Annotated in this window: 14 protein-coding genes and 1 pseudogene; 9 read left to right on the top strand and 6 right to left on the bottom strand. The window is 59.7% G+C overall.

The genetic code is table 11. The features are described from left to right. Positions 1-57 precede the first annotated feature (57 nt). Positions 58-888, bottom strand: a complete 831-nt coding sequence (locus BSK43_RS20440; protein WP_077472728.1) for a ferritin-like domain-containing protein — start codon at positions 886-888, stop codon at positions 58-60. 4 nt (positions 889-892) lie between these two features. Next, positions 893-1,375 carry a peroxiredoxin gene (locus tag BSK43_RS20445; protein WP_077472729.1) on the bottom strand — a complete coding sequence of 161 codons (483 nt, stop codon included), beginning with the start codon at positions 1,373-1,375 and terminating at the stop codon, positions 893-895. 130 nt (positions 1,376-1,505) lie between these two features. Here BSK43_RS20445 and BSK43_RS20450 point away from each other — a divergent pair. Beyond that, positions 1,506-4,924: pseudogene (locus tag BSK43_RS20450) on the top strand (DUF3971 domain-containing protein). A 55-nt stretch (positions 4,925-4,979) separates the two neighbouring features. Here BSK43_RS20450 and BSK43_RS20455 read toward each other — a convergent pair. Continuing rightward, positions 4,980-5,306: a hypothetical protein gene (locus BSK43_RS20455; RefSeq protein ID WP_077472730.1), complete on the bottom strand. Its 327-nt coding sequence runs from the start codon at positions 5,304-5,306 to the stop codon at positions 4,980-4,982. A gap of 272 nt (positions 5,307-5,578) precedes the next feature. Between BSK43_RS20455 and BSK43_RS20460 the strand changes: the two genes are divergently transcribed. After that, positions 5,579-6,238 (top strand): Type 1 glutamine amidotransferase-like domain-containing protein, encoded by a 660-nt coding sequence (locus tag BSK43_RS20460; protein WP_246662682.1) that lies wholly within the window; start codon positions 5,579-5,581, stop codon positions 6,236-6,238. Here BSK43_RS20460 and BSK43_RS20465 read toward each other — a convergent pair. Both BSK43_RS20465 and tyrS read right to left on the bottom strand, forming a co-directional pair. Further along, a complete protein-coding gene (locus BSK43_RS20465) occupies positions 6,228-7,124 on the bottom strand; it encodes an alpha/beta fold hydrolase (RefSeq protein WP_077472732.1) in 897 nt (298 codons plus the stop codon). The two genes, BSK43_RS20460 and BSK43_RS20465, sit on opposite strands and share 11 nt — an antisense overlap. A gap of 167 nt (positions 7,125-7,291) precedes the next feature. Beyond that, a complete protein-coding gene (tyrS, locus tag BSK43_RS20470; RefSeq protein WP_077472733.1) occupies positions 7,292-8,548 on the bottom strand; it encodes a tyrosine--tRNA ligase in 1,257 nt (418 codons plus the stop codon). A 302-nt stretch (positions 8,549-8,850) separates the two neighbouring features. Here tyrS and BSK43_RS20475 point away from each other — a divergent pair, with 302 nt between their 5' ends. Both BSK43_RS20475 and BSK43_RS20480 read left to right on the top strand, forming a co-directional pair. Then, a complete protein-coding gene (locus tag BSK43_RS20475) occupies positions 8,851-11,253 on the top strand; it encodes a caspase family protein (RefSeq protein WP_246662639.1) in 2,403 nt (800 codons plus the stop codon). Between the two features lie 144 nt (positions 11,254-11,397). Beyond that, entirely contained in the window at positions 11,398-11,913 is a 516-nt protein-coding gene (locus BSK43_RS20480; protein ID WP_077471028.1) for a GNAT family N-acetyltransferase, read from the top strand. Between the two features lie 12 nt (positions 11,914-11,925). Here BSK43_RS20480 and BSK43_RS20485 read toward each other — a convergent pair whose 3' ends face one another. Continuing rightward, the gene (locus BSK43_RS20485; protein ID WP_077471029.1) at positions 11,926-12,603 is read right to left on the bottom strand and encodes an alpha/beta hydrolase; all 678 of its coding nucleotides are present in this window, start codon (positions 12,601-12,603) and stop codon (positions 11,926-11,928) included. A gap of 233 nt (positions 12,604-12,836) precedes the next feature. On the opposite strand from BSK43_RS20485, the gene BSK43_RS20490 reads away from it, so the two are divergent. The 5 genes from BSK43_RS20490 to BSK43_RS20510 all read left to right on the top strand — a co-directional run bounded on the left by BSK43_RS20490 (position 12,837) and on the right by BSK43_RS20510 (position 18,998). Then, a complete protein-coding gene (locus BSK43_RS20490; protein ID WP_077471170.1) occupies positions 12,837-14,003 on the top strand; it encodes a cysteine desulfurase family protein in 1,167 nt (388 codons plus the stop codon). Positions 14,004-14,149: 146 nt separating this feature from the next. Further along, positions 14,150-15,619 (top strand): Fe-S cluster assembly protein SufB, encoded by a 1,470-nt coding sequence (gene sufB, locus BSK43_RS20495; protein ID WP_077471030.1) that lies wholly within the window; start codon positions 14,150-14,152, stop codon positions 15,617-15,619. 69 nt (positions 15,620-15,688) lie between these two features. After that, a complete protein-coding gene (gene sufC / locus BSK43_RS20500; RefSeq protein ID WP_068387179.1) occupies positions 15,689-16,444 on the top strand; it encodes a Fe-S cluster assembly ATPase SufC in 756 nt (251 codons plus the stop codon). Positions 16,445-16,466: 22 nt separating this feature from the next. After that, entirely contained in the window at positions 16,467-17,741 is a 1,275-nt protein-coding gene (gene sufD, locus BSK43_RS20505; protein WP_077471031.1) for a Fe-S cluster assembly protein SufD, read from the top strand. A 15-nt stretch (positions 17,742-17,756) separates the two neighbouring features. Next, the gene (locus tag BSK43_RS20510) at positions 17,757-18,998 is read left to right on the top strand and encodes a cysteine desulfurase (protein WP_077471171.1); all 1,242 of its coding nucleotides are present in this window, start codon (positions 17,757-17,759) and stop codon (positions 18,996-18,998) included. Positions 18,999-19,003: the final 5 nt, after the last annotated feature.

Here is a 19,003-nt window from a genome sequence, read left to right on the forward strand (position 1 = left end):
AACGAATGCTTTCTAATTCAGTATTAGATGCCGGAAAAATCGCTTTGCGTTAGTATATCAAGCATTGCTTGTAGATGTCAGTGATCGGTAGAAGGAAGGCGTCAACCCAGCTTCCGCGCGGGCTATGTCGTTGAACGGCGCCTTGAGCGCGCCGCGGAAGTTCGCCCGTACCAGATCCTGGAATGCACGGGCCGGATCGCGCTTTTCCCGGGCGCAGAGAAAGCGAAACCACTTGGCGCCAACGGCGACATGGCCTTTTTCGTCATTGTAGATGACATCGAGCACGGCGGCACTTTCCATATCACCGGTCTCGCGCATCTTCGCCTGCAGCGCCGGGGTCACGTCCAAGCCTCTTGCTTCGAGGATCAACGGCACCACGGCGAGGCGGGCGGTCAGATCGGTGCGGGTTGCGTGCGCTGCCTGCCACAAGCCGTCGTGGGCGGGCAGGTCGCCATAATCGGCGCCGAGTTCTTGCAGGCGCACTCGCACCATGCGGAAATGCTTGGCTTCCTCGAAGGCGACCTGCATCCAGCCGTCGAAGAAGGAGTTGGGAACAGGCTCGGTGGCGAAGCGTGCGACGATATCGAGCGCAAGATCGACTGCGTTCAGCTCGATATGGGCAATTGCATGCAGCAAGGCGATACGGCCCTTGAGCGTATGCAGCGAACGCTTTTCCATATGCTTCGGCGGCACCAGTTCGGGCCGTTCCGGTCGCCCGGGCCGATCGGCGAGCGGCGGGTCGAGCGGCGAACGCAATGACAGCGTGCGGGCAAACCAGCGCGTTGCGGATTCCTGGGCGAGCGCGGTCTTGCGATCGAGATCTGCCGAGCGAATGGCGGCGATGGCGCCGCCGCGTAGCGAGGTGATCGTATCTGGATTGCCGCCCATGCCGTCAAAGCTCCTTGGCGGCAGCCAGAACGGCGTCGGCATGTCCGGCGACCTTGACCTTGTCCCAGACCCTGGCGATCCGGCCGTCCGAGCCTATCAGGAAGGTCGAGCGGACGACCCCCATATAAGTGCGGCCGTACATGCTTTTTTCCCGCCACACACCATAGGCGGTCGCCATCGTCTTTTCTTCGTCAGAAGCGAGCGGCACGGTGAGCGCATATTTTTTGACGAACTTGTCATGGCTCTTCACCGTGTCGGGAGATATGCCGAGAATGGCGGCGCCAGCCTTGGCGAAATCGGCCTCAAGCGCCGTGAAGGAAATCGATTCGGTAGTGCAGGCCGTTGTGTCGTCCTTGGGATAAAAGAAGAGGACGAGGGGCTTGCCGGCAAAATCGGCAAGACGTATCCGTCCGCCGCCGTCGCGCGGAAGATCGAAATCCGGGGCCCTGTCGCCAACATTCAACTCAATGGGAGAAACTTCCGTCACGGGAAAATCTTTCTTTTGCCGGGTTTTTAGACGATACTAAGGTTGAGCCATATATGCTGCTCAGGTATGCCGTCCACATGGGACGCAGCGTCACCAACAAAATTGCTGAGAATGAAAGGGACGCACAGGAGTGATCCGAGGCGAAAAGGTTACATTCCGCAAAAAGGATCTTGTGTCACTCGACCATCTGCCGTCTGCTCAGGTCGATGACCCCCTGATTGTGCATGTGCCAGAGCGTACCAGCCGCAATCGCTCGCATGTCTGGCACGTCTGCCGCATGACGCTGGTTTTCATCGCATTTCTCGCCATCATCCTCGGAGCAGTGATCGCCACGATCGAAAGCGGCATCTTCGATGAGCCGTTGTCCCAGAAGGCGCAGACGGCTCTCGATAAGGCAATCGGCCCGCGTTACAAGGCTGAAGTCGGTGCAACCGTCGTCCGTTTCACATCCGATCTGCGGCTGGCCCTGGAGGCACGCGACGTCAATGTGGTTGATCAGGATAGCGGCAAGCACCTGTCGACCATGTCGACGGTTAACATGGAACTTGATCCGCTGGCTCTTCTCGAAGGCCGGGTGGAAGTGGCAAGCGTTGCCGCAGAGGGTATCGCACTCGATACTTCGCTCCTGCCTCAAGGCAATCCCGTCGATCTCACGGCATTGCGCGTCGATGCGCTGCCGCAGGCGCTGACTTCAGCCTTCGACAACCTCGACTTTCTGGAACGCTTCGTGCAGCGCGGCGGTACGAATTCGGTGCGTATTTCCGGGTTTTCGGTAAAGCTGGCCCGTCAGGAAGGCGATCCCATCTCTCTGGTGGTCGATAATCTCACTTTCGAGCGCAACGAACCGAATTCACTGCATCTGTACGGACAGGTCGCCGTCAACGGGTCTGTTGCGACACTCGACATCAAGGCAGCGCAGCAAGAGGCCGGCCATACCTCTTCGCTCATCGCGAAAATCTCCAATCTTGATCTCAAGCCGCTGACGATGGCGTATGATCCGAACGGCACCCCGCGACAAGGTCTCATGAGCTTTGCCGATGTGACGCTTTCCGCTGTGAAGGGAGCTCCAGGCACCGATCCGAAGCTGGAAACGGCCGTCGCGATCCAGCCGGGCGTACTCTACATGGATCGCGATCCGCAGGATCTGACGCAGGGCGATATCAATCTCGCCTATAATTTCGATCATCAGACACTCGAAATCGCGCCGTCAAAGGCGGTTTTCGTGGGTACCATCGTGCCGTTCTCCGGCGCTCTTATCGATCTCGACCGCGTCGACGCCAATGCGGGCAAGGGTTTCGGCATCGATTTCCTGATCAAGGAAGGTACCGCCGCTTCCTCGATATCGGGAGAAAAACCCGTCAGCTTCGACGGCCAGGCGACAGGACGCTTTCTGTCGGCGACCAAGGAATTCCAGTTCGACAATATCGGCATATCGACGCCCCAGGGCGCCTTGTTCGGCTCGCTGCACATGAAGCTCGGCGACAGCTCGCCGGAAATCAGCTTCGGTGGCCGCGCCGACAAGCTCGACACCACCGTCGTCAAGCAGCTATGGCCCTTCTGGATGGCTTCCAAGCCGCGAGTTTGGGTCGAGAACAATCTATTCGGCGGTTCGGTGACGAATGCCGTCATATCCGTCTTCATTCCGGCTGGCCGGCTTCGGGAGGCATCGCAGACCGGCAAGCTGCAACTCGGCAAGAACGAGTTGCATATCGCCTTCGATATTGACGGAGCACGCCTCAACGTTCCCGGGGAAATACCGCCCCTGCGCGACACCAAGGCGCATTTCGACCTCACGGGCCCGACGATGGGTGTCGAGATCGCCACTGCCACTTCCTATTTCCCGACGGGACGCACGGTTACACTGAACGATAGCCGTTTTTCGATACCGGCGACCTACGACAAGCCCCTGATGGCCGATCTGGACCTGACGATTTCGGGCACCGGTGACGCGGTCGGTGAACTGCTGACATACAAGCCTCTGGAAGTTCTTCAGCGCACCGAGTTCAAGCCTGAGGATTTTAACGGCAAGATCGTTGCCAAGGTCGACGCCCGCATCGGTCTGATTGCCGACCAGAAGCCACCGCCGCCGGATTGGGGTGCAAAGCTGACGCTTAACAATGTCGACCTGCTGAAGCCGATGAACAATCGCAAGATTGCCAATCTGACGGGCGAGATCGATGCCGATCCGCAATCGGTTCATCTGCAGGCACAGGCGCAGATCGACGGTATTCCCGCTCAGATCGATATGGTCGAGCCGACTGACGGCAAATCGACCGTCAAGCGTAGTCGCGTGATCACGGCAACGCTTAGCGATGCTCAGCGCAATACGGTTATGCCGGGTCTTCGCGATATGATCGACGGGCCCGTGAAGGTGGAATTGACGCGCATCGACGATGATCGCCAGGGTGTGAAGGTCGATCTGGGCAAGGCGGCACTCACGGTTCCATGGATCGGTTGGTCGAAGGGCGTCGGCATCCCGGCAAGCGCCCAGTTCGAGGCGTCCGGCCCCGACAGTCAGACCACGCTCAAGAGTTTCACGCTGAAGGGTGACGGCTTTGGTGCCAGCGGTGATCTGGTGATCAGCAAGGGAGCCTTGTCGTCCGCGAGTTTCGACAGCGTGAAGCTTTCGGCAATCGATGATTTCGGATTGTCGCTGAAGCACAGCAAGGGAGGGAGCTATGACGTCCTCGTGTCGGGAAACTCCGCCGACATCCGCCCCATCCTTGCGCGGTTGAAGACGTCCTCGTCCGGCGGACGACAAAGCGGAGGTGACGACGATTCGGCGAGCGCGACTGTTCGCGTCAATCTCGACAAGGTTGTCGGTTTCAACGATGAGGCGATCGGCAATCTCAAGGGGACCTATTCGATCGCTGGCGGCAAAACGACGGCCGCGGATTTCTCCGGCGTAACCAGCAGCGGCGAGGCGCTCGTTACGCAGATGAGCAAGGGCAGCAATGGCGTGATCCGCATCACCAGCGGCGACGCCGGCGCGGTCGCGCGCTTCACCGATCTCTACAAGCATCTCAAGGGCGGTCTGCTCAATCTGTCGCTGCGCTCGACCGGCCAGGACAATTGGGATGGCTCGCTCGATATCCGCAAGTTTGCCATCATCGATGAAAAGAAGCTTTCCACCATTGTTTCGACCCCGAGCGGCAAGAATGGAAAGAGCCTGAATGCGGCTGTCAAAGACAATATCGACACGCGTTCGCAGAATTTCGAACGCGGCTTTGCGCGCCTGGTGATGCGCGACGAGCGCTCTCCGTTGAAAATGGCGTGGTGCGTGGCGTTCAGGTCGGCGCGACGTTCCAGGGGACGCTGAAGGATGCCAGCGGCAAGATGGACATGACCGGGACCTTCATGCCCGCTTATGGCCTGAACCGCCTGTTTGCCGAGGTTCCGATCGTGGGCTTCATCCTCGGCAACGGCAGCGATCGCGGACTGATCGGCATTACCTTCCGGCTGACCGGCAGCTTCGATAAGCCGAACATGCAGATCAATCCGCTGTCGATCATCGCACCGGGTGTTTTCAGGCAGATCTTCGAGTTCTGAGGCAATGCGAAGCCGAGGCGATGTCTTCGCATTGCGTGAAGACCATAAGGACAGGCTATCTTTCTTGCGCTAGTCGCTGGCGTATGCGTTCCGGCCCGCCGCTCATACGTTGCGCGAATGGTCGATCCGGATTGACGACACGCCAGAACGGAGCGTCGCCGCTTTCGCTGATCTGCACGAGATGTCGCTGAACGGTGACAGGACAGCAGGCGTCGGCGCCATATTGCTCGGCAAGCGACTTTCGCAGTTCGCCGATATCCGATAATCGACCCGGTGGTGCTGCCCAGAGGGCATGGGAAACCATATCTTCGCTTGGAATCAACATGCTCTGCGTGGCGCTTCGGCCTTTAGCTCTCGTCTTGATGACGGGTAATTCATCCATAATCCACCTCCAGAGTTTCGGATCCTGTCAGAGGACGAACGGGTAGTCTGCGACCCGACACACGGGTGCAGAAAATTCACCGGAGGATCAGGCCGTGAATATTTGGACAAATGCTCTGGTCCCTAGTCGACGCTCTGATGAGGCTATATTGCCAGGCAGCTATCGTCGATCTCGCCTGAAACAGTTATAGTCCGGACGTTGCATGCTGGCCTTTTCGTCGCCAATATATTTGCCGGCGGTTTCGATTTTCGGCCAGGTGTAATTCCGTGAGAATGTATTTGTCTTCCTATCGCCTCGGCGATCATGTCGATCGTTTGTTCGATCTTATGCGAGGGAAGCGGCGTGTCGGCATCATTGCCAATGCTCTTGACTTCATTCTCGACGACGCGCGGCAAAGATACGAAGAGACGATCTACAGTCCCCTAAGGGAACTGTCAGATTTGGGCGCAGAGCCTGAATATCTCGATCTCAGACGATACTTCGGAAACTCAACTGCCTTGGAACAAACGCTGAGAGAATTCGATCTGGTGTGGGTGCTTGGCGGCAACGTTTTTCTTCTTCGCCGTGCCATGAGGCAAAGCGGGTTCGACGATCTGATAGCAAGATTGCTGGAAGAGGATAGCATCGTCTATGGCGGATTCAGCGCCGGCGCTGTTGTCGCGACCAAGACATTGAAGGGAATCGACCTCATGGATGATCCCAATGAGTTGGCCGAAGGATATGAGCCATCGGTTCTGTGGGAGGGATTGGGCCTTGTCGAGTTCTCGATTGTGCCGCACTATCGATCGGACCATAGCGAGGCGGAGATGGCCGAAAGGGCGGCCACCTTTTTCAAGCAAGACGCACTGCCGTTTCAAGTGCTACGTGATGGCGATGCAATCCTCGTCGAACATGGGGTTATTTCCCTGCTTTCCGATCCCATCAAGGATTGAATTTCTTGAGCCATTCCAGTGTTGCCGGAACCATATGGTTATCGATCACTTGCGGCCCGGTAAATGCGCTGAAAACGTGATCCGTGTCGAAAACGTCCAGACGCTCCTCGCCATCATGATAATTGAGAAGGGCCTGACCGGATGCCGGTTGCGGCGTGACGGTCGTATCCTTGCTGCCGACGATGACTTGCAGAGGGCCTGGGTAGTGCGCAATCGCCGCGATGGTGCTGGTGGTCGGCATTTCCTGGTAGAACGACGCCTTGAGCGTGGTATCGGCGCCCCAGGGCAATTTGGAGGTGATTTCGGTATCCGGCGGGCTGGCCAATCCCTTGGCAACGCTATCCGCGCCAAGCAGGCCGGCATAGGTATAAAGCGGTGTCACCACTGGTGCCCACAGGGTCACCGATTTGACGTCTGGTCGTGCCCTTGCCACATGGGCGCCGACAAGGCCGCCCTGGCTCCATCCTAGGATCGATATTCTGGTGCCGTCGACCTTGTCGCTGGCCTTGAGCCAGTCGACCGCGGCAATGCCATCCTTGATTTGACCGGAGAAAGTGGTGTCGGCCCATTTGCCGTCGCTATCGCCCGAGCCGCGAAAGTCGATCCTCAGGCTGGCATAGCCGCTTTCCGCGAAAAGCCGGGCGCTGCGGGAAAATACGCCTTCTTTGGTGTCCTTGATTGTCAATTCGTCGCGCGTGCCGCCGAAACCGTGGAACATGACCACGACCGGGGCCTTGGGATTGCTGTCGATGGTGGAAAGGGTGCCGATGACCTTTTGCCCATCGACATTGAAGGAGATTTTCGTCTCCGCCGCGGAAGCGAGGCCCGCGATGGTCACTGCTACAAGGCACGTAAAACCCAGCCCGAATGCCTTTAGTCCAAACATCTGCCGTCCTCCCCAATCGCGATTTGTCGAGGCTAGTGAAGGTGGACAAGGCGGTCAAGGATGGGCACGCCGAACCTATCGACAGCGGTAGCCGATGGCTCATGTCAAAAACAGGAAAGGCCGGCAGAGTGTGCCGGCCTTTCCTGTTTCATGCAGCGCTCAGCGGTTCACGCGGCCGGGCGGATCAGGATGTGCTTCTTCTTGCCGAGCGACAGCTTGATCACGCCATCGGCGGTGATTTCGCCACTGCCGATCGTCCGACGCTCGTCGCCGACGGCCTCGTCGTTGATGCGCACCGCACCGCCCTGAACATGGCGGCGTGCTTCGCCGTTCGAGGCGGCCAGGCCGGCGCGCACGATCAGAGACAGAAGTCCGATACCGGCTTCGAGTTCGGACGCGGGGATATCGACGGATGGCAGGTTTTCGGACAGGCCGCCTTCCTCGAAGGTCTTGCGTGCGGTCTCGGCTGCCTGTTCGGCTGCAGCACGGCCATGCAGGATCGCCGTGACCTCGGTCGCAAGGATCTTCTTGACCTCGTTGATCTCTGAGCCGGCGAGCGCCGAGAGGCGGGCGATCTCATCCATCGGCAGCGTGGTGTAGAGCTTGAGGAAGCGCGAGACATCAGCGTCCTCGGTGTTGCGCCAGTACTGCCAGAAGTCGTAGGCTGAGAGCAGGTCGGCATTCAGCCAGACCGCGCCGTTGGCGGATTTGCCCATCTTGGCGCCCGACGAGGTCGTTAGCAGCGGTGAGGTCAGGGCGAAGAGCTGCTTCGTCCCCATGCGGTGACCAAGATCGATGCCGTTGACGATATTGCCCCACTGATCCGAGCCGCCCATCTGCAGGCGGCAATCGTAGCGCTTGGCCAGCTCGACGAAGTCGTAGGCCTGAAGGATCATGTAGTTGAACTCGAGAAAGGACAACGACTGCTCGCGTTCCAGGCGCGTCTTGACGCTATCGAAGGACAGCATGCGGTTGACCGAGAAGTGTCGGCCGACATCGCGCAGGAATTCAAGGTAGTTGAGCGAGCGCAGCCACTCGGCGTTGTTGATCATCAACGCCTGCTTCGGACCTTCGCCGTAGGTGAGGTAGTTCGAGAAGCAGCGCTTGATCGAGGCGATATTGCTTTCGATCGTGTCGACCGTCATCAACTGGCGGGACTCTTCCTTGAACGAGGGGTCGCCGACCATGCCGGTGCCGCCGCCCATCAGCGAGATCGGCCGATGACCGGTTGCCTGCATCCAGTGCAGCATCATGATCTGGATCAACGAACCGGCATGCAGGCTCGATGCCGTGGGATCGAAGCCGATATAGGCCGTCACGGTTTCCTTGGCGAAGAGGTCGTCGAGGCCCGTTTCATCGGAAATTTGATGAATGAAGCCACGCTCTTGCAGGGTGCGCAGGAAATCGGATTTGAACTCAGCCATGATCTTGGTCTCTCGAAGCCGCATCGATGGAGGATGCGGCGAAGTCGCTGTTGTTGAATGTTGCGGGGCGCGTTTAGCATTGATTTGCCGGCGCGTCACCATTTTGGTGACATGCGGACGCCAAGTTTCGGTTGGAAGAGAAGGCATGAGACGCCATTTGTGAATTAAAGCATCTCAACGTGAATAGACCGCCACATCGCCTCGAAGCCGCCGGGAAGATGCCGCGCATTCGCCTAAATCAACTCCTAGTCATTTATTGTTGATCCCCGCAGTGCGCCACATGTTTCCTGAAAGAAACCGGTATGTCACCTTTGCTTTCGATGATGGGATTGTCATCCAAGAAGACGATCTGGGCATTTTTTGCGATGATGTTGGTTTTGGCGGGGATCGCTGTTGCGAGTTCGGCCGAGGCGCAGAACTCTCCTGAGAAGCGCATAGCGCTTGTGGTTGGCAACGCCGCCTACAAGACGGGCGCATTGCCGACGCCGGCCAATGATGCCGGCCTGATCGCGCAGACACTGCAGGCAGCCGGCTTCGATGTGATCGGCGCGCGTGACCTCGACCAGAACGGGTTGCGCGATACGCTCAGGGATTTCCTGGCAAAGGCGAATGCGTCAGGCCCGAATACCGTGGCTTTCGTCTATCTGGCGGGCTACGGCCTCCAGTATCAGGGCGACAATTACTTTGTGCCGGTGGATGCGCAGATCGCCAATGCGACGGACGTTCCCGTCGAGGCGATCCGGGTGACGGATTTCACCAAGTCCCTGGCGGCGATCAGCAATCGCGGCAGCATCGTCGTGCTCGACGCGGCGAGGGCCAATCCGTTCGCGCAGTCCAACCAGCCGCTGGCCGGCGGCCTGACGCTTGTCGAACCCGATGCGCATCAATTGATCGCGTTCAATGCCGCGCCCGGCACCGTCGCGCCGCCGGAAGCCGGTCCCTATGGTTCCTATGCGCATGCGCTGGCGGAAATGATCCGCCTCGGCGGTCTTTCGCTCGGCGATGTGTTCGACCGCACACGCCTGCGGGTCAGCGATCTCACCAAGGGCGCCGAGATCTCCTGGGACGCCTCGAAGTTCACCAACACATTCACGTTCTTCGATCGCGCTCCCGATGCGCCGGCGGCTCAGGTGTCGACCTATGACAATGCCGCGATCCGCACCAAGGCCATCCGCGACTTCGACGAGAAGGATGCCTATTTCGCGGCACTCGACCGCGACTCGCTGCAGGGCTACGAGGATTTCCTTGCCGCCTATCCGAACGACTCCATGGCGCGGCGCGTCCGTGCCATCATCGCCGCCCGCCGCGAGGCCATCACCTGGCGCGAGACCTGGATTGCGGATACGCCGCAGGCCTATTGGTCTTACCTCAGGCGTTATCCGCGCGGCCCGCATGTCTGGGATGCCCGCCGCCGTCTCGATCACTTCGAGGCAGCCCTGGAGCCGCCGCCGTCATTCACCGTGATCGAATATGACGTGCCGCCGCCGCCACCGACGGAGATCGTCTATGTCGATCGGCCGGTGCTTTATTTCGACGATGCCGATTTCGGTTATGCGCCGCCACCACCCGTAGTTTTCCTAGCGCCGCCGCCACCGGATTTCGTTGTGCTGGCACCGCCGCCGCCCGTGGTCGACCTCTATGTTCTGCCGGCTGCCGGTCTTCGTTCCGGTCGCAGCCTGGGTGCTGCCGCCGCGCGATGTCGCTCCGCCGAAAACAACATCATCTTCAACAACATCCACAACACGGTCGTGAACAATACGGTCATCAACAACAGCACGACCGTCAACAACACCACCGTCAACGAGACCGGTGCTGCACCCGCGGCGCCCGGGCTGACGACCGGGCAGAAGCTGGCCGGAGCTGCCGTCATTGCCGGCGCCGGTGCGGTTGCATTGCATGTGGCGCTTCCGCCTTCGATACAGAAGAAGGCCGCGGTTCTGCAGAAGCCGAACCCGGCGGCAGCCGTAAAAGCGCCTGCCGGCAGCCCCGTTGCTCCTGCAACACAGCCGCAGGCCGGAAATGCTGCCACTGCTCATACGCTTCCCGGCGCCAACGGCCAGCCCTTGCCGGCTGCCGGCAAGCTTCCGGCTGCTCAGGGGCAAGTGCCGACGAAGCAGGCGCAATCGCCGCAAGCAGCACCCGGCGCCGCGCATAATCCTCCGGCCACCGCTGCTGCCAAACCTGCTCCAGCGGGCGCGAACGACAATGCGCATGCGCTTCCCGGTGCGAAGGGGCAGCCATTGCCTGTCGTTGGCAATACGCCTCCGGTGAAGGGTCAGGGTCGGGTGGCAAAGACGCCGCCGCCGCAAGCCGCTCCGACCGCCAAGCAGAACCCGGTTGCTGCAGCACCCAAGCCGAATGCACATGGCCAGGCGGCAAAGCCGGCAGCAGCCCCAGCTGTCGCCACCAGAGCCCCCGCCAAGCCGAGGGCGGTCAACAACAACCAGCCGCATATCGCAGCTGCGCCGCCGCCACGGCATGTGAACCCCGTGGCCGCACAGCCAAGGCCGGCGCCGCATGCGGTCGCACAGGCGAGGGCGCCTGCGCCGAAGCCTCAGGCTCAGCCGAGACCGCAGCCGCAGCCAAAGGTCGCACAGCAGGTGAGGAGACCTCCGCCGCCACCGCCGCAGAAGCCGCCGGAAAAGAAGAAGTGCGGAGCGCCAGGGGCTTCCCGCATGTCACTGATCGGCGATTTCAGCCGATGATCCAAGGGCCGCGTACGCGCCCTTGCTTTTCGTGAGCATATATCGCGGTCACTGGAGCGTCCCGCTGCCATCAGCGGCTTGCCGCCCGGTGATCGTCGTGGTTGAACATGAACTGCAGTTTCAGGATCGGGAAAAGGCAGACAGATGAGCGACGCCATCATACTCGAGACTCCCCGCCTTGTTCTGGCGATGTGGAACAAGGGCGATGCCGAGATGATTCGGCAGCTTCATTCGACGATCGAGACGACCCGCTATCTTTCGGGAGCGGCTCCATGGACCTTGGAGAAGGCGGAAGAGCGCTTGAAGAGCTGGTTCGATGAACAGGCCCGCGACGGTGCGACCAAATACAAGATGTTGCTGCGTGACGATGGCCGCTTTATCGGTCGTGCCGGATTTTCGCGCTTCCAGGAGAGTGGACGAGGCGAATTCGAGCTCGGCTATTCGATCCGGCAGGATGCCTGGGGTAACGGCTATGCCACGGAGATTGCCGGCGCGCTTGCGCAATGGTTTTTCAGCCGTGGCTTTGCCAGGGAATTTATCGCCTTCACGCATCCGGAAAATGCCGCTTCGCAGCGAGTGCTGCAAAAGATCGGCATGCGATACGAAGCGCCTATCACAGTCGGCGGCGCTCCGGGACTCTGTTTCAGGATGTCGCGCTAGGAGGGAGGCCTCTTAGCGGATACGCTTTGCGGCCGGTTCCGGCACCAGTTCGCCGTTCAGGCGGCGGTCGAGGTAATCCTCGCATTCACCGAGAAGCGTTTCGACCTGGCCGTTGAAGAAGTGGTTGGCGCCCGGCACGATCTTGTGCGTGATCAGGATACCCTTCTGCGTCTTCAGCTTCTCGACGAGGCCGTTGACGTCCTTTTCCGGAGCAACCTTGTCGGCATCACCATTGATGATCAGGCCAGACGAGGGGCAGGGTGCGAGGAAGGAGAAGTCGTAGATATTTGGCTGCGGCGCGAGCGACATGAAGCCTTCGATCTCGGGACGACGCATCAGCAGCTGCATGCCGATCCAGGCGCCGAAGGAATAGCCGGCAACCCAGCAGCTCTTCGAATCGGGATGCAGGCTCTGGACCCAGTCGAGTGCCGATGCGGCATCGGAAAGTTCGCCGGCGCCATGATCGAATTCGCCCTGGCTGCGGCCGATGCCGCGGAAGTTGAAGCGGAGAGTGGTGAAGCCACGCTTCTGGAACATATAGAAGAGCTGGTAGACCACCTGGTTGTTCATCGTGCCGCCGAACTGCGGATGCGGATGAAGGATAATGGCAATCGGGGCGCTTTTTTCCTTGGAGGGCTGGTAGCGGCCTTCAAGGCGGCCTGCGGGGCCGTTGAAAATAACTTCGGGCATTGATACTCCGGCTCTTCTTTTTCTGCGTTTGAACCCAACGGCACGCAGCAAGTTGACTTGACGAATGCGCTCATCTTTTCTAGAACGCAGTTTAGAACAATTCGAAACTTGATGCGGTGTTCCGCGCGTTGTGTGTTCAACGATTTATGGAACGTGTCATAAGGCATGCCCGGCTGAAATTTCAAGGAAAATGAGCCGAACGCAGCAAAGCAATGTCAGGCAGGAAGAAGATCGTGGCGACAACGCGCCTTTATCTCGACTGGAATGCCACCGCGCCGCTTCATCCGGCAGCGCGCGATGCGATGCTACGTGCAATGGATATTCAGGGCAACCCAAATTCGGTGCATGGCGAAGGCAGGGCGGCGCGTGCCGCCGTGGAGACCGCACGCCGGCAGGTTGCGAGCCTTGTGGGTGCAGCGCCCGCCCATGTCGTTTTCACCAGCGGCGCCACCGAGGCTGCCAATACGGTGCTGACGCCTGAATTCCGCATGGGGCGCACGCCGCTTGTCGTCAGCCATCTCTATATATCCGCTGTCGAACATCCGGCAGTGCGCGAGGGCGGCCGGTTTTCGAAGGATGAGATCAGCGAGATCCCGGTGACCTCGGCCGGCTCGGTCGACCTTGTGATCCTGGAAACAATGCTATCGGCTCATGACAAGGCGAGCGGACTGCCGATGGTGGCGGTGATGCTCGCCAACAACGAGACAGGAATTGTCCAGCCGGTCAGCGAGGTGGCCAGGATCGTTCAGGCGGCAGGAGGCATCTTCGTCGTCGATGCGGTTCAGGCTCTCGGCAGGGTGACGATCGATATCAATGCGATCGGCGCGGATTTTCTGATCGTGTCGTCGCACAAGATCGGCGGCCCTAAGGGTGCTGGTGCGCTGATCTCGCGCGGCGAAGTGCTGATGCCGAAACCATTGATCCATGGCGGTGGCCAGGAAAAGGGGCATCGGTCCGGCACGGAGAATACGCTGGCTATCATTGGCTTTGGGGCTGCCGCGGAAGCCGCGCTCGTGGAGTTCGATGGCCGCAATGCTGAAATCGGCACTCTGCGCGATCGGCTGGAAGAGGGTATGCAGCTTGCGGCACCCGACGTCATCATCCATGGCAAGGATGGAGCGCGGGTGCCGAACACCAGCTTCTTCACCCTGCCGGGACTGAAATCCGAGACCGGGCAGATCGCCTTCGATCTTGAAGGCGTCGCCATTTCGGCGGGCTCTGCCTGCTCATCGGGCAAGGTCGGCGAGAGCCATGTGCTCGTTGCCATGGGATGCGACCCGAAGCTCGGGGCTCTGCGCATTTCACTCGGCCCGACAACGACCGAGGTGGACATAGATCGTGCAATCGCTGCGTTTGTTCGCATCGCAGGCCGCCGCAAACTGGCGGGTGCAGCGGCCTAGGGCCCACAAATTTGCGGAAACGACAATTTCCGCTTGCCAAGCGGGCTGAAAAGTCCCTTTTGGCCGACTACATAGAGGGCAGACATAAGTCTGCCGCAACGTTGACAAGCTGCCGGACCTTGGATCCGGCGAGATTGGAGAACGAAATGCCTGCAGTCCAAGAAACGGTCGATCAGGTTCGCCAGATCGACGTGGACCAGTACAAGTATGGTTTTGAAACCATCATCGAAATGGATAAGGCTCCCAAAGGCCTTTCCGAGGATATTGTCCGCTTTATTTCCGCCAAGAAGCAAGAGCCGGAATGGATGCTGGAATGGCGTCTTGAAGCCTATCGCCGTTGGCTGACGCTGGAAGAGCCGAACTGGGCTCGCGTCGATTATCCGAAGATCGATTTCAACGACATCTATTATTATGCCGCGCCGAAGAGCACGTCTGGCCCGACCTCGCTCGATGAGGTCGATCCGGAACTCTTGAAGGTCTACGAGAAGCTCGGCATTCCCCTGCGCGAGCAGGAACTCCTTGCCGGTGTCAAGACATCGAAGATCGCCGTCGACGCCGTGTTTGATTCGGTTTCGGTCGTCACTACCTTCAAGGAAGAGCTGAAGAAGGCCGGCGTGATCTTCATGTCGATCTCGGAAGCGGTCCGCGAGCATCCGGATCTCGTGCGCAAATATCTCGGCACCGTCGTGCCGACCTCGGACAATTTCTATGCGACGCTGAATTCGGCCGTCTTCACCGACGGTTCCTTCGTCTTCGTGCCGAAGGGCGTTCGTTGCCCGATGGAGCTGTCCACCTACTTCCGCATCAACGAGAAGAACACCGGCCAGTTCGAGCGTACGCTGATCATCGCCGAAGAGGGGGCCTATGTCTCCTATCTCGAAGGCTGCACGGCGCCGCAGCGCGATGAAAACCAGCTGCATGCGGCTGTTGTCGAACTCGTCGCGCTTGACGATGCCGAGATCAAGTATTCGACCGTCCAGAACTGGTATCCGGGCGACAAGAACGGCAAGGGCGGCATCTACAACTTCGTCACCAAGCGTGGCGATTGCCGCGGTCATCGCTCCAAGATTTCCTGGACGCAGGTCGAGACCGGCTCCGCGATCACCTGGAAATATCCGTCCTGCATCCTGCGCGGCGACGACAGCCGCGGCGAATTCTACTCGATCGCCGTTTCCAACGGCCATCAGCAGGTCGACAGCGGCACCAAGATGATCCATCTCGGCAAGAACACCTCGAGCCGTATCGTCTCGAAGGGTATTGCCGCCGGCGTCTCGCAGAACACCTATCGCGGCCAGGTTTCGGCTCATCGCAAGGCATCGAATGCGCGTAACTTCACACAGTGCGATTCATTGCTGATCGGCGACAAGTGCGGCGCGCATACGGTGCCCTATATCGAGGCGAAGAACTCGACGGCGCAGTTCGAGCATGAAGCTACGACGTCGAAGATCTCTGAAGATCAGCTGTTCTACTGCCTGCAGCGCGGCATCCCGACCGAAGCGGCGATCGCGCTGATCGTCAACGGCTTCGTCAAGGAAGTGCTGCAGGAGCTGCCGATGGAATTCGCCGTTGAAGCGCAGAAGCTGATCGGCATCTCGCTCGAAGGCAGCGTCGGCTGACGCTCCATAAATAATTAATTTGGGCGCGTCTGGCGCGCCGTACGTCCATTCCTTCGTTAGGATTCTACAATGCTTGAAATCAAGAACCTGCATGCCCGTATCGCCGAAGACGGCACCGAGATCATCCGTGGCCTGAACCTGACCGTGAAGGCGGGTGAAGTTGCCGCCATCATGGGCCCGAACGGCTCCGGCAAGTCGACGCTCTCCTATATCCTCGCCGGCCGCAGCGACTATGAAGTCACCGAAGGCGAGATCCTTTATAATGGCGAGAGCATTCTCGAGCTCGACGCCGCCGAGCGTGCCGCCAAGGGCATCTTCCTGGCCTTCCAGTATCCCGTGGAAATCCCCGGCGTCGCCACCATGCAGTTCCTGAAGGTTGCTCTGAACGAGCAGCGCAAGGCACGCGGCGAAGACGAACTGACGACGCCGGATTTCATCCGCCGCGTCAAGGAAGCCGCCGCCAAGCTGCAGATCAACATGGACATGCTGAAGCGCCCGCTCAACGTCGGCTTCTCCGGCGGCGAAAAGAAGCGCGCCGAAATCCTGCAGATGGCGCTGCTGGAGCCGCAGCTTTGCGTTCTCGACGAGACCGACTCCGGCCTCGACATCGATGCACTGAAGATTGTCGCCGATGGCGTCAATGCGCTGCGTTCGCCTGACCGCGCCGTGATCGTCATCACCCACTACCAGCGCCTACTCGACTACATCGTTCCGGACACCGTTCACGTCCTCTACAAGGGCCAGGTGATCAAGTCCGGCGACAAGACGCTGGCGCATGAGCTCGAAGCCAACGGCTATGCCGACATCATCGGAGCTGCAGCCTGATCGGGGCGGAAAGGATACGTCGATGAACATTCAGACGACGAACCGTCTCACTGCTGCCGAAACGGCGTTGATCGAGGCATACAACAATCAGCTCGGCGATCTGCCCGGTGACGGCGAAGTCTTTGCCGTCCGCGATCGCCTGCTCGATGATCTCAAGACCGCAGGCCTGCCGACGCGTCGCGTCGAGGCCTGGCACTATACCGATTTCAAAAACCTGCTCCGTCTGGTGCCAAGCGACATCGGTAAGGGCCTTGCCGAAGCCTTGCCGCCGATTGTCGAGGGATCTTCGGTGGTTACCCTTCTCCAGGGCAAGGCGAGCGACAAGGCTGCCGCCAAGGATCTGACGATCGGTCGCTATGCCGATAGCCTGATCAACGGCACTGCCGCTGCGGGTCTGGAAGCACTCGGCAAGGATGACGCCGTCGGGCGCATCAATGCGAGCTTCGTACGCGATGGCTATGTCATCGATTTCCCGGATGGTACCGAACTCGACGCGCCTCTGGAGGTGCAGTTGGTTCATGCCGGCGGCCAGATCCACAGCCGTCTTCCGGTTACCTTCGGCGCTGACGTCAAGGCGACGGTCATCGAGCGTCACCAGGCCGTCGAAGGTGCTGCTGCGCTGGTCTCGTCGGTGAGCGAAGTCAAGATCGGCGAACGGGCCGAAGTGACCTGGATCATCCTGCAGGAGCAAGGCAGCGAGGATACGCATCTCGGTCAGCTCCGCATCGATCTCGGTGCCGATGCCAAGTTGAGGCTGTTCGTCATCAACGCCGGCGGCAAGCTGGTGCGTCAGGAGCTCTACATCAAGGTGACGGGCGAGGGCGCTGATCTGACGCTGCGCGGCATCAACCTGCTCGGTGGTGACACGCATACCGACGTGACGATGGTGCTTGGTCATGACGTTCCGAACACCGGATCGACTGAGGTTATCCGCAATGTCGTGTTCGACCGCGCGCACGGTGTCTTCCAGGGCATGATCCGGGTCGCGCCGGATGCGCAGAAGACCGATGCCAAGATGGCCTGCAACACGCTGCTGATGTCCGACGATGCCGAGTTTTCGGTCAAGCCCGAGCTTGAAATCTTCGCCGATGACGTGCAGTGCGGCCATGGAGCCACTGTCGCCGATATCGACGGCAACCATCTCTACTATCTGATGGCGCGCGGCATTCCCGAGAACAAGGCGCGGGCCATGCTGGTCAACGCTTTCGTGGCCGAGATTGTCGAGGAACTGGAAGACGAAGCACTGGTCGAGGCGCTGGAAGGCGTTATCTCCGGTTGGCTGGAAAAGCACGCCTGATTGGAGGCAAAGCTCGTGGACAAGATCGTGCCGGCAACGGCCTATGACGTCGAAGCCATTCGCCAGGATTTCCCGATCCTGGCGACGACGGTGCATGGCAATCCGCTTGTCTATCTCGACAACGGCGCGTCGGCGCAGAAGCCGCAGGTCGTCATCGATGCCATTTCGCACGCCTATTCGAACGAATATGCCAATGTGCATCGCGGCCTGCATTTTCTGTCCAATGCTGCCACGGAGGCCTATGAGGCGGCGCGCGAAAAGGTGCGCCGTTTCCTGAATGCGCCTTCCGTCGACGATATTGTTTTCACCAAGAACTCGACGGAGGCGATCAACACGGTCGCCTACGGCTGGGGCATGCCGAAGATCGGTGAGGGCGACGAGATCGTCGTCTCGATCATGGAGCATCACTCGAATATCGTTCCCTGGCATTTCATTCGGGAGCGGCAGGGCGCGAAGCTCGTCTGGGTGCCGGTCGACGATGAAGGTGCGTTCCATATCGAGGATTTCGAAAAGAGCCTGACGGAACGTACCAAGCTCGTTGCCATCACGCATATGTCGAATGCGCTCGGAACGGTCGTTCCGGTTAAGGAAGTGTGCCGAATCGCCCATGAGCGTGGCATTCCCGTGCTGATCGACGGCTCTCAGGGTGCGGTGCATATGCCGGTCGATGTGCAGGATATCGATTGCGACTGGTATGTCATGACCGGCCACAAGCTCTATGGTCCCTCGGGCATCGGCGTTCTCTACGGCAAGAAGGACAGGCTTGCCGAGATGCGGCCTTTCCAGGGCGGCGGCGAGATGATTTTCGACGTCACCGAGGAAAACGTCACCTACAACGACCCGCCGCATCGCTTCGAAGCCGGCACGCCGCCGATCGTGCAGGCGATTGGTCTCGGTTACGCGCTCGACTACATGGACAGCATCGGCCGCGCGGCGATTGCTCGCCACGAGGCCGATCTGGCGGCCTATGCGGCCGAGCGGCTGCGCGATATCAATTCGCTGCGCGTCATCGGTACGGCGCCTGGCAAGGGCGGCATCTTCTCCTTCGAGCTCGCCGGTATCCATTCGCATGACGTCTCGATGATGATCGACCGCAAGGGTGTTGCCGTCAGGGCTGGAACACATTGCGCCCAGCCGCTCTTGAAACGCTTCGGCGTTACCTCCACATGCCGTGCATCGTTCGGCCTGTACAATACGCGTGCCGAAGTGGATGCTTTGGCTGATGCGCTGGAATATGCGCGCAAGTTCTTTGCCTAAGGAGG

The organism is Rhizobium sp. P44RR-XXIV, assembly GCF_001999485.2.
Lineage (GTDB): Bacteria > Pseudomonadota > Alphaproteobacteria > Rhizobiales > Rhizobiaceae > Rhizobium.

Bases quoted from the DNA above. Each gene is read 5' to 3' on its own strand.
- BSK43_RS20440 (WP_077472728.1), bottom strand. From the start codon at position 888: ATGGGCGGCAATCCAGATACGATCACCTCGCTACGCGGCGGCGCCATC.
- BSK43_RS20455 (WP_077472730.1), bottom strand. From the start codon at position 5,306: ATGGATGAATTACCCGTCATCAAGACGAGAGCTAAAGGCCGAAGCGCC.
- BSK43_RS20460 (WP_246662682.1), top strand. From the start codon at position 5,579: ATGTATTTGTCTTCCTATCGCCTCGGCGATCATGTCGATCGTTTGTTC.
- BSK43_RS20465 (WP_077472732.1), bottom strand. From the start codon at position 7,124: ATGTTTGGACTAAAGGCATTCGGGCTGGGTTTTACGTGCCTTGTAGCA.
- tyrS (WP_077472733.1), bottom strand. From the start codon at position 8,548: ATGGCTGAGTTCAAATCCGATTTCCTGCGCACCCTGCAAGAGCGTGGC.
- BSK43_RS20475 (WP_246662639.1), top strand. From the start codon at position 8,851: ATGTCACCTTTGCTTTCGATGATGGGATTGTCATCCAAGAAGACGATC.
- BSK43_RS20480 (WP_077471028.1), top strand. From the start codon at position 11,398: ATGAGCGACGCCATCATACTCGAGACTCCCCGCCTTGTTCTGGCGATG.
- BSK43_RS20485 (WP_077471029.1), bottom strand. From the start codon at position 12,603: ATGCCCGAAGTTATTTTCAACGGCCCCGCAGGCCGCCTTGAAGGCCGC.
- sufB (WP_077471030.1), top strand. From the start codon at position 14,150: ATGCCTGCAGTCCAAGAAACGGTCGATCAGGTTCGCCAGATCGACGTG.
- sufC (WP_068387179.1), top strand. From the start codon at position 15,689: ATGCTTGAAATCAAGAACCTGCATGCCCGTATCGCCGAAGACGGCACC.
- sufD (WP_077471031.1), top strand. From the start codon at position 16,467: ATGAACATTCAGACGACGAACCGTCTCACTGCTGCCGAAACGGCGTTG.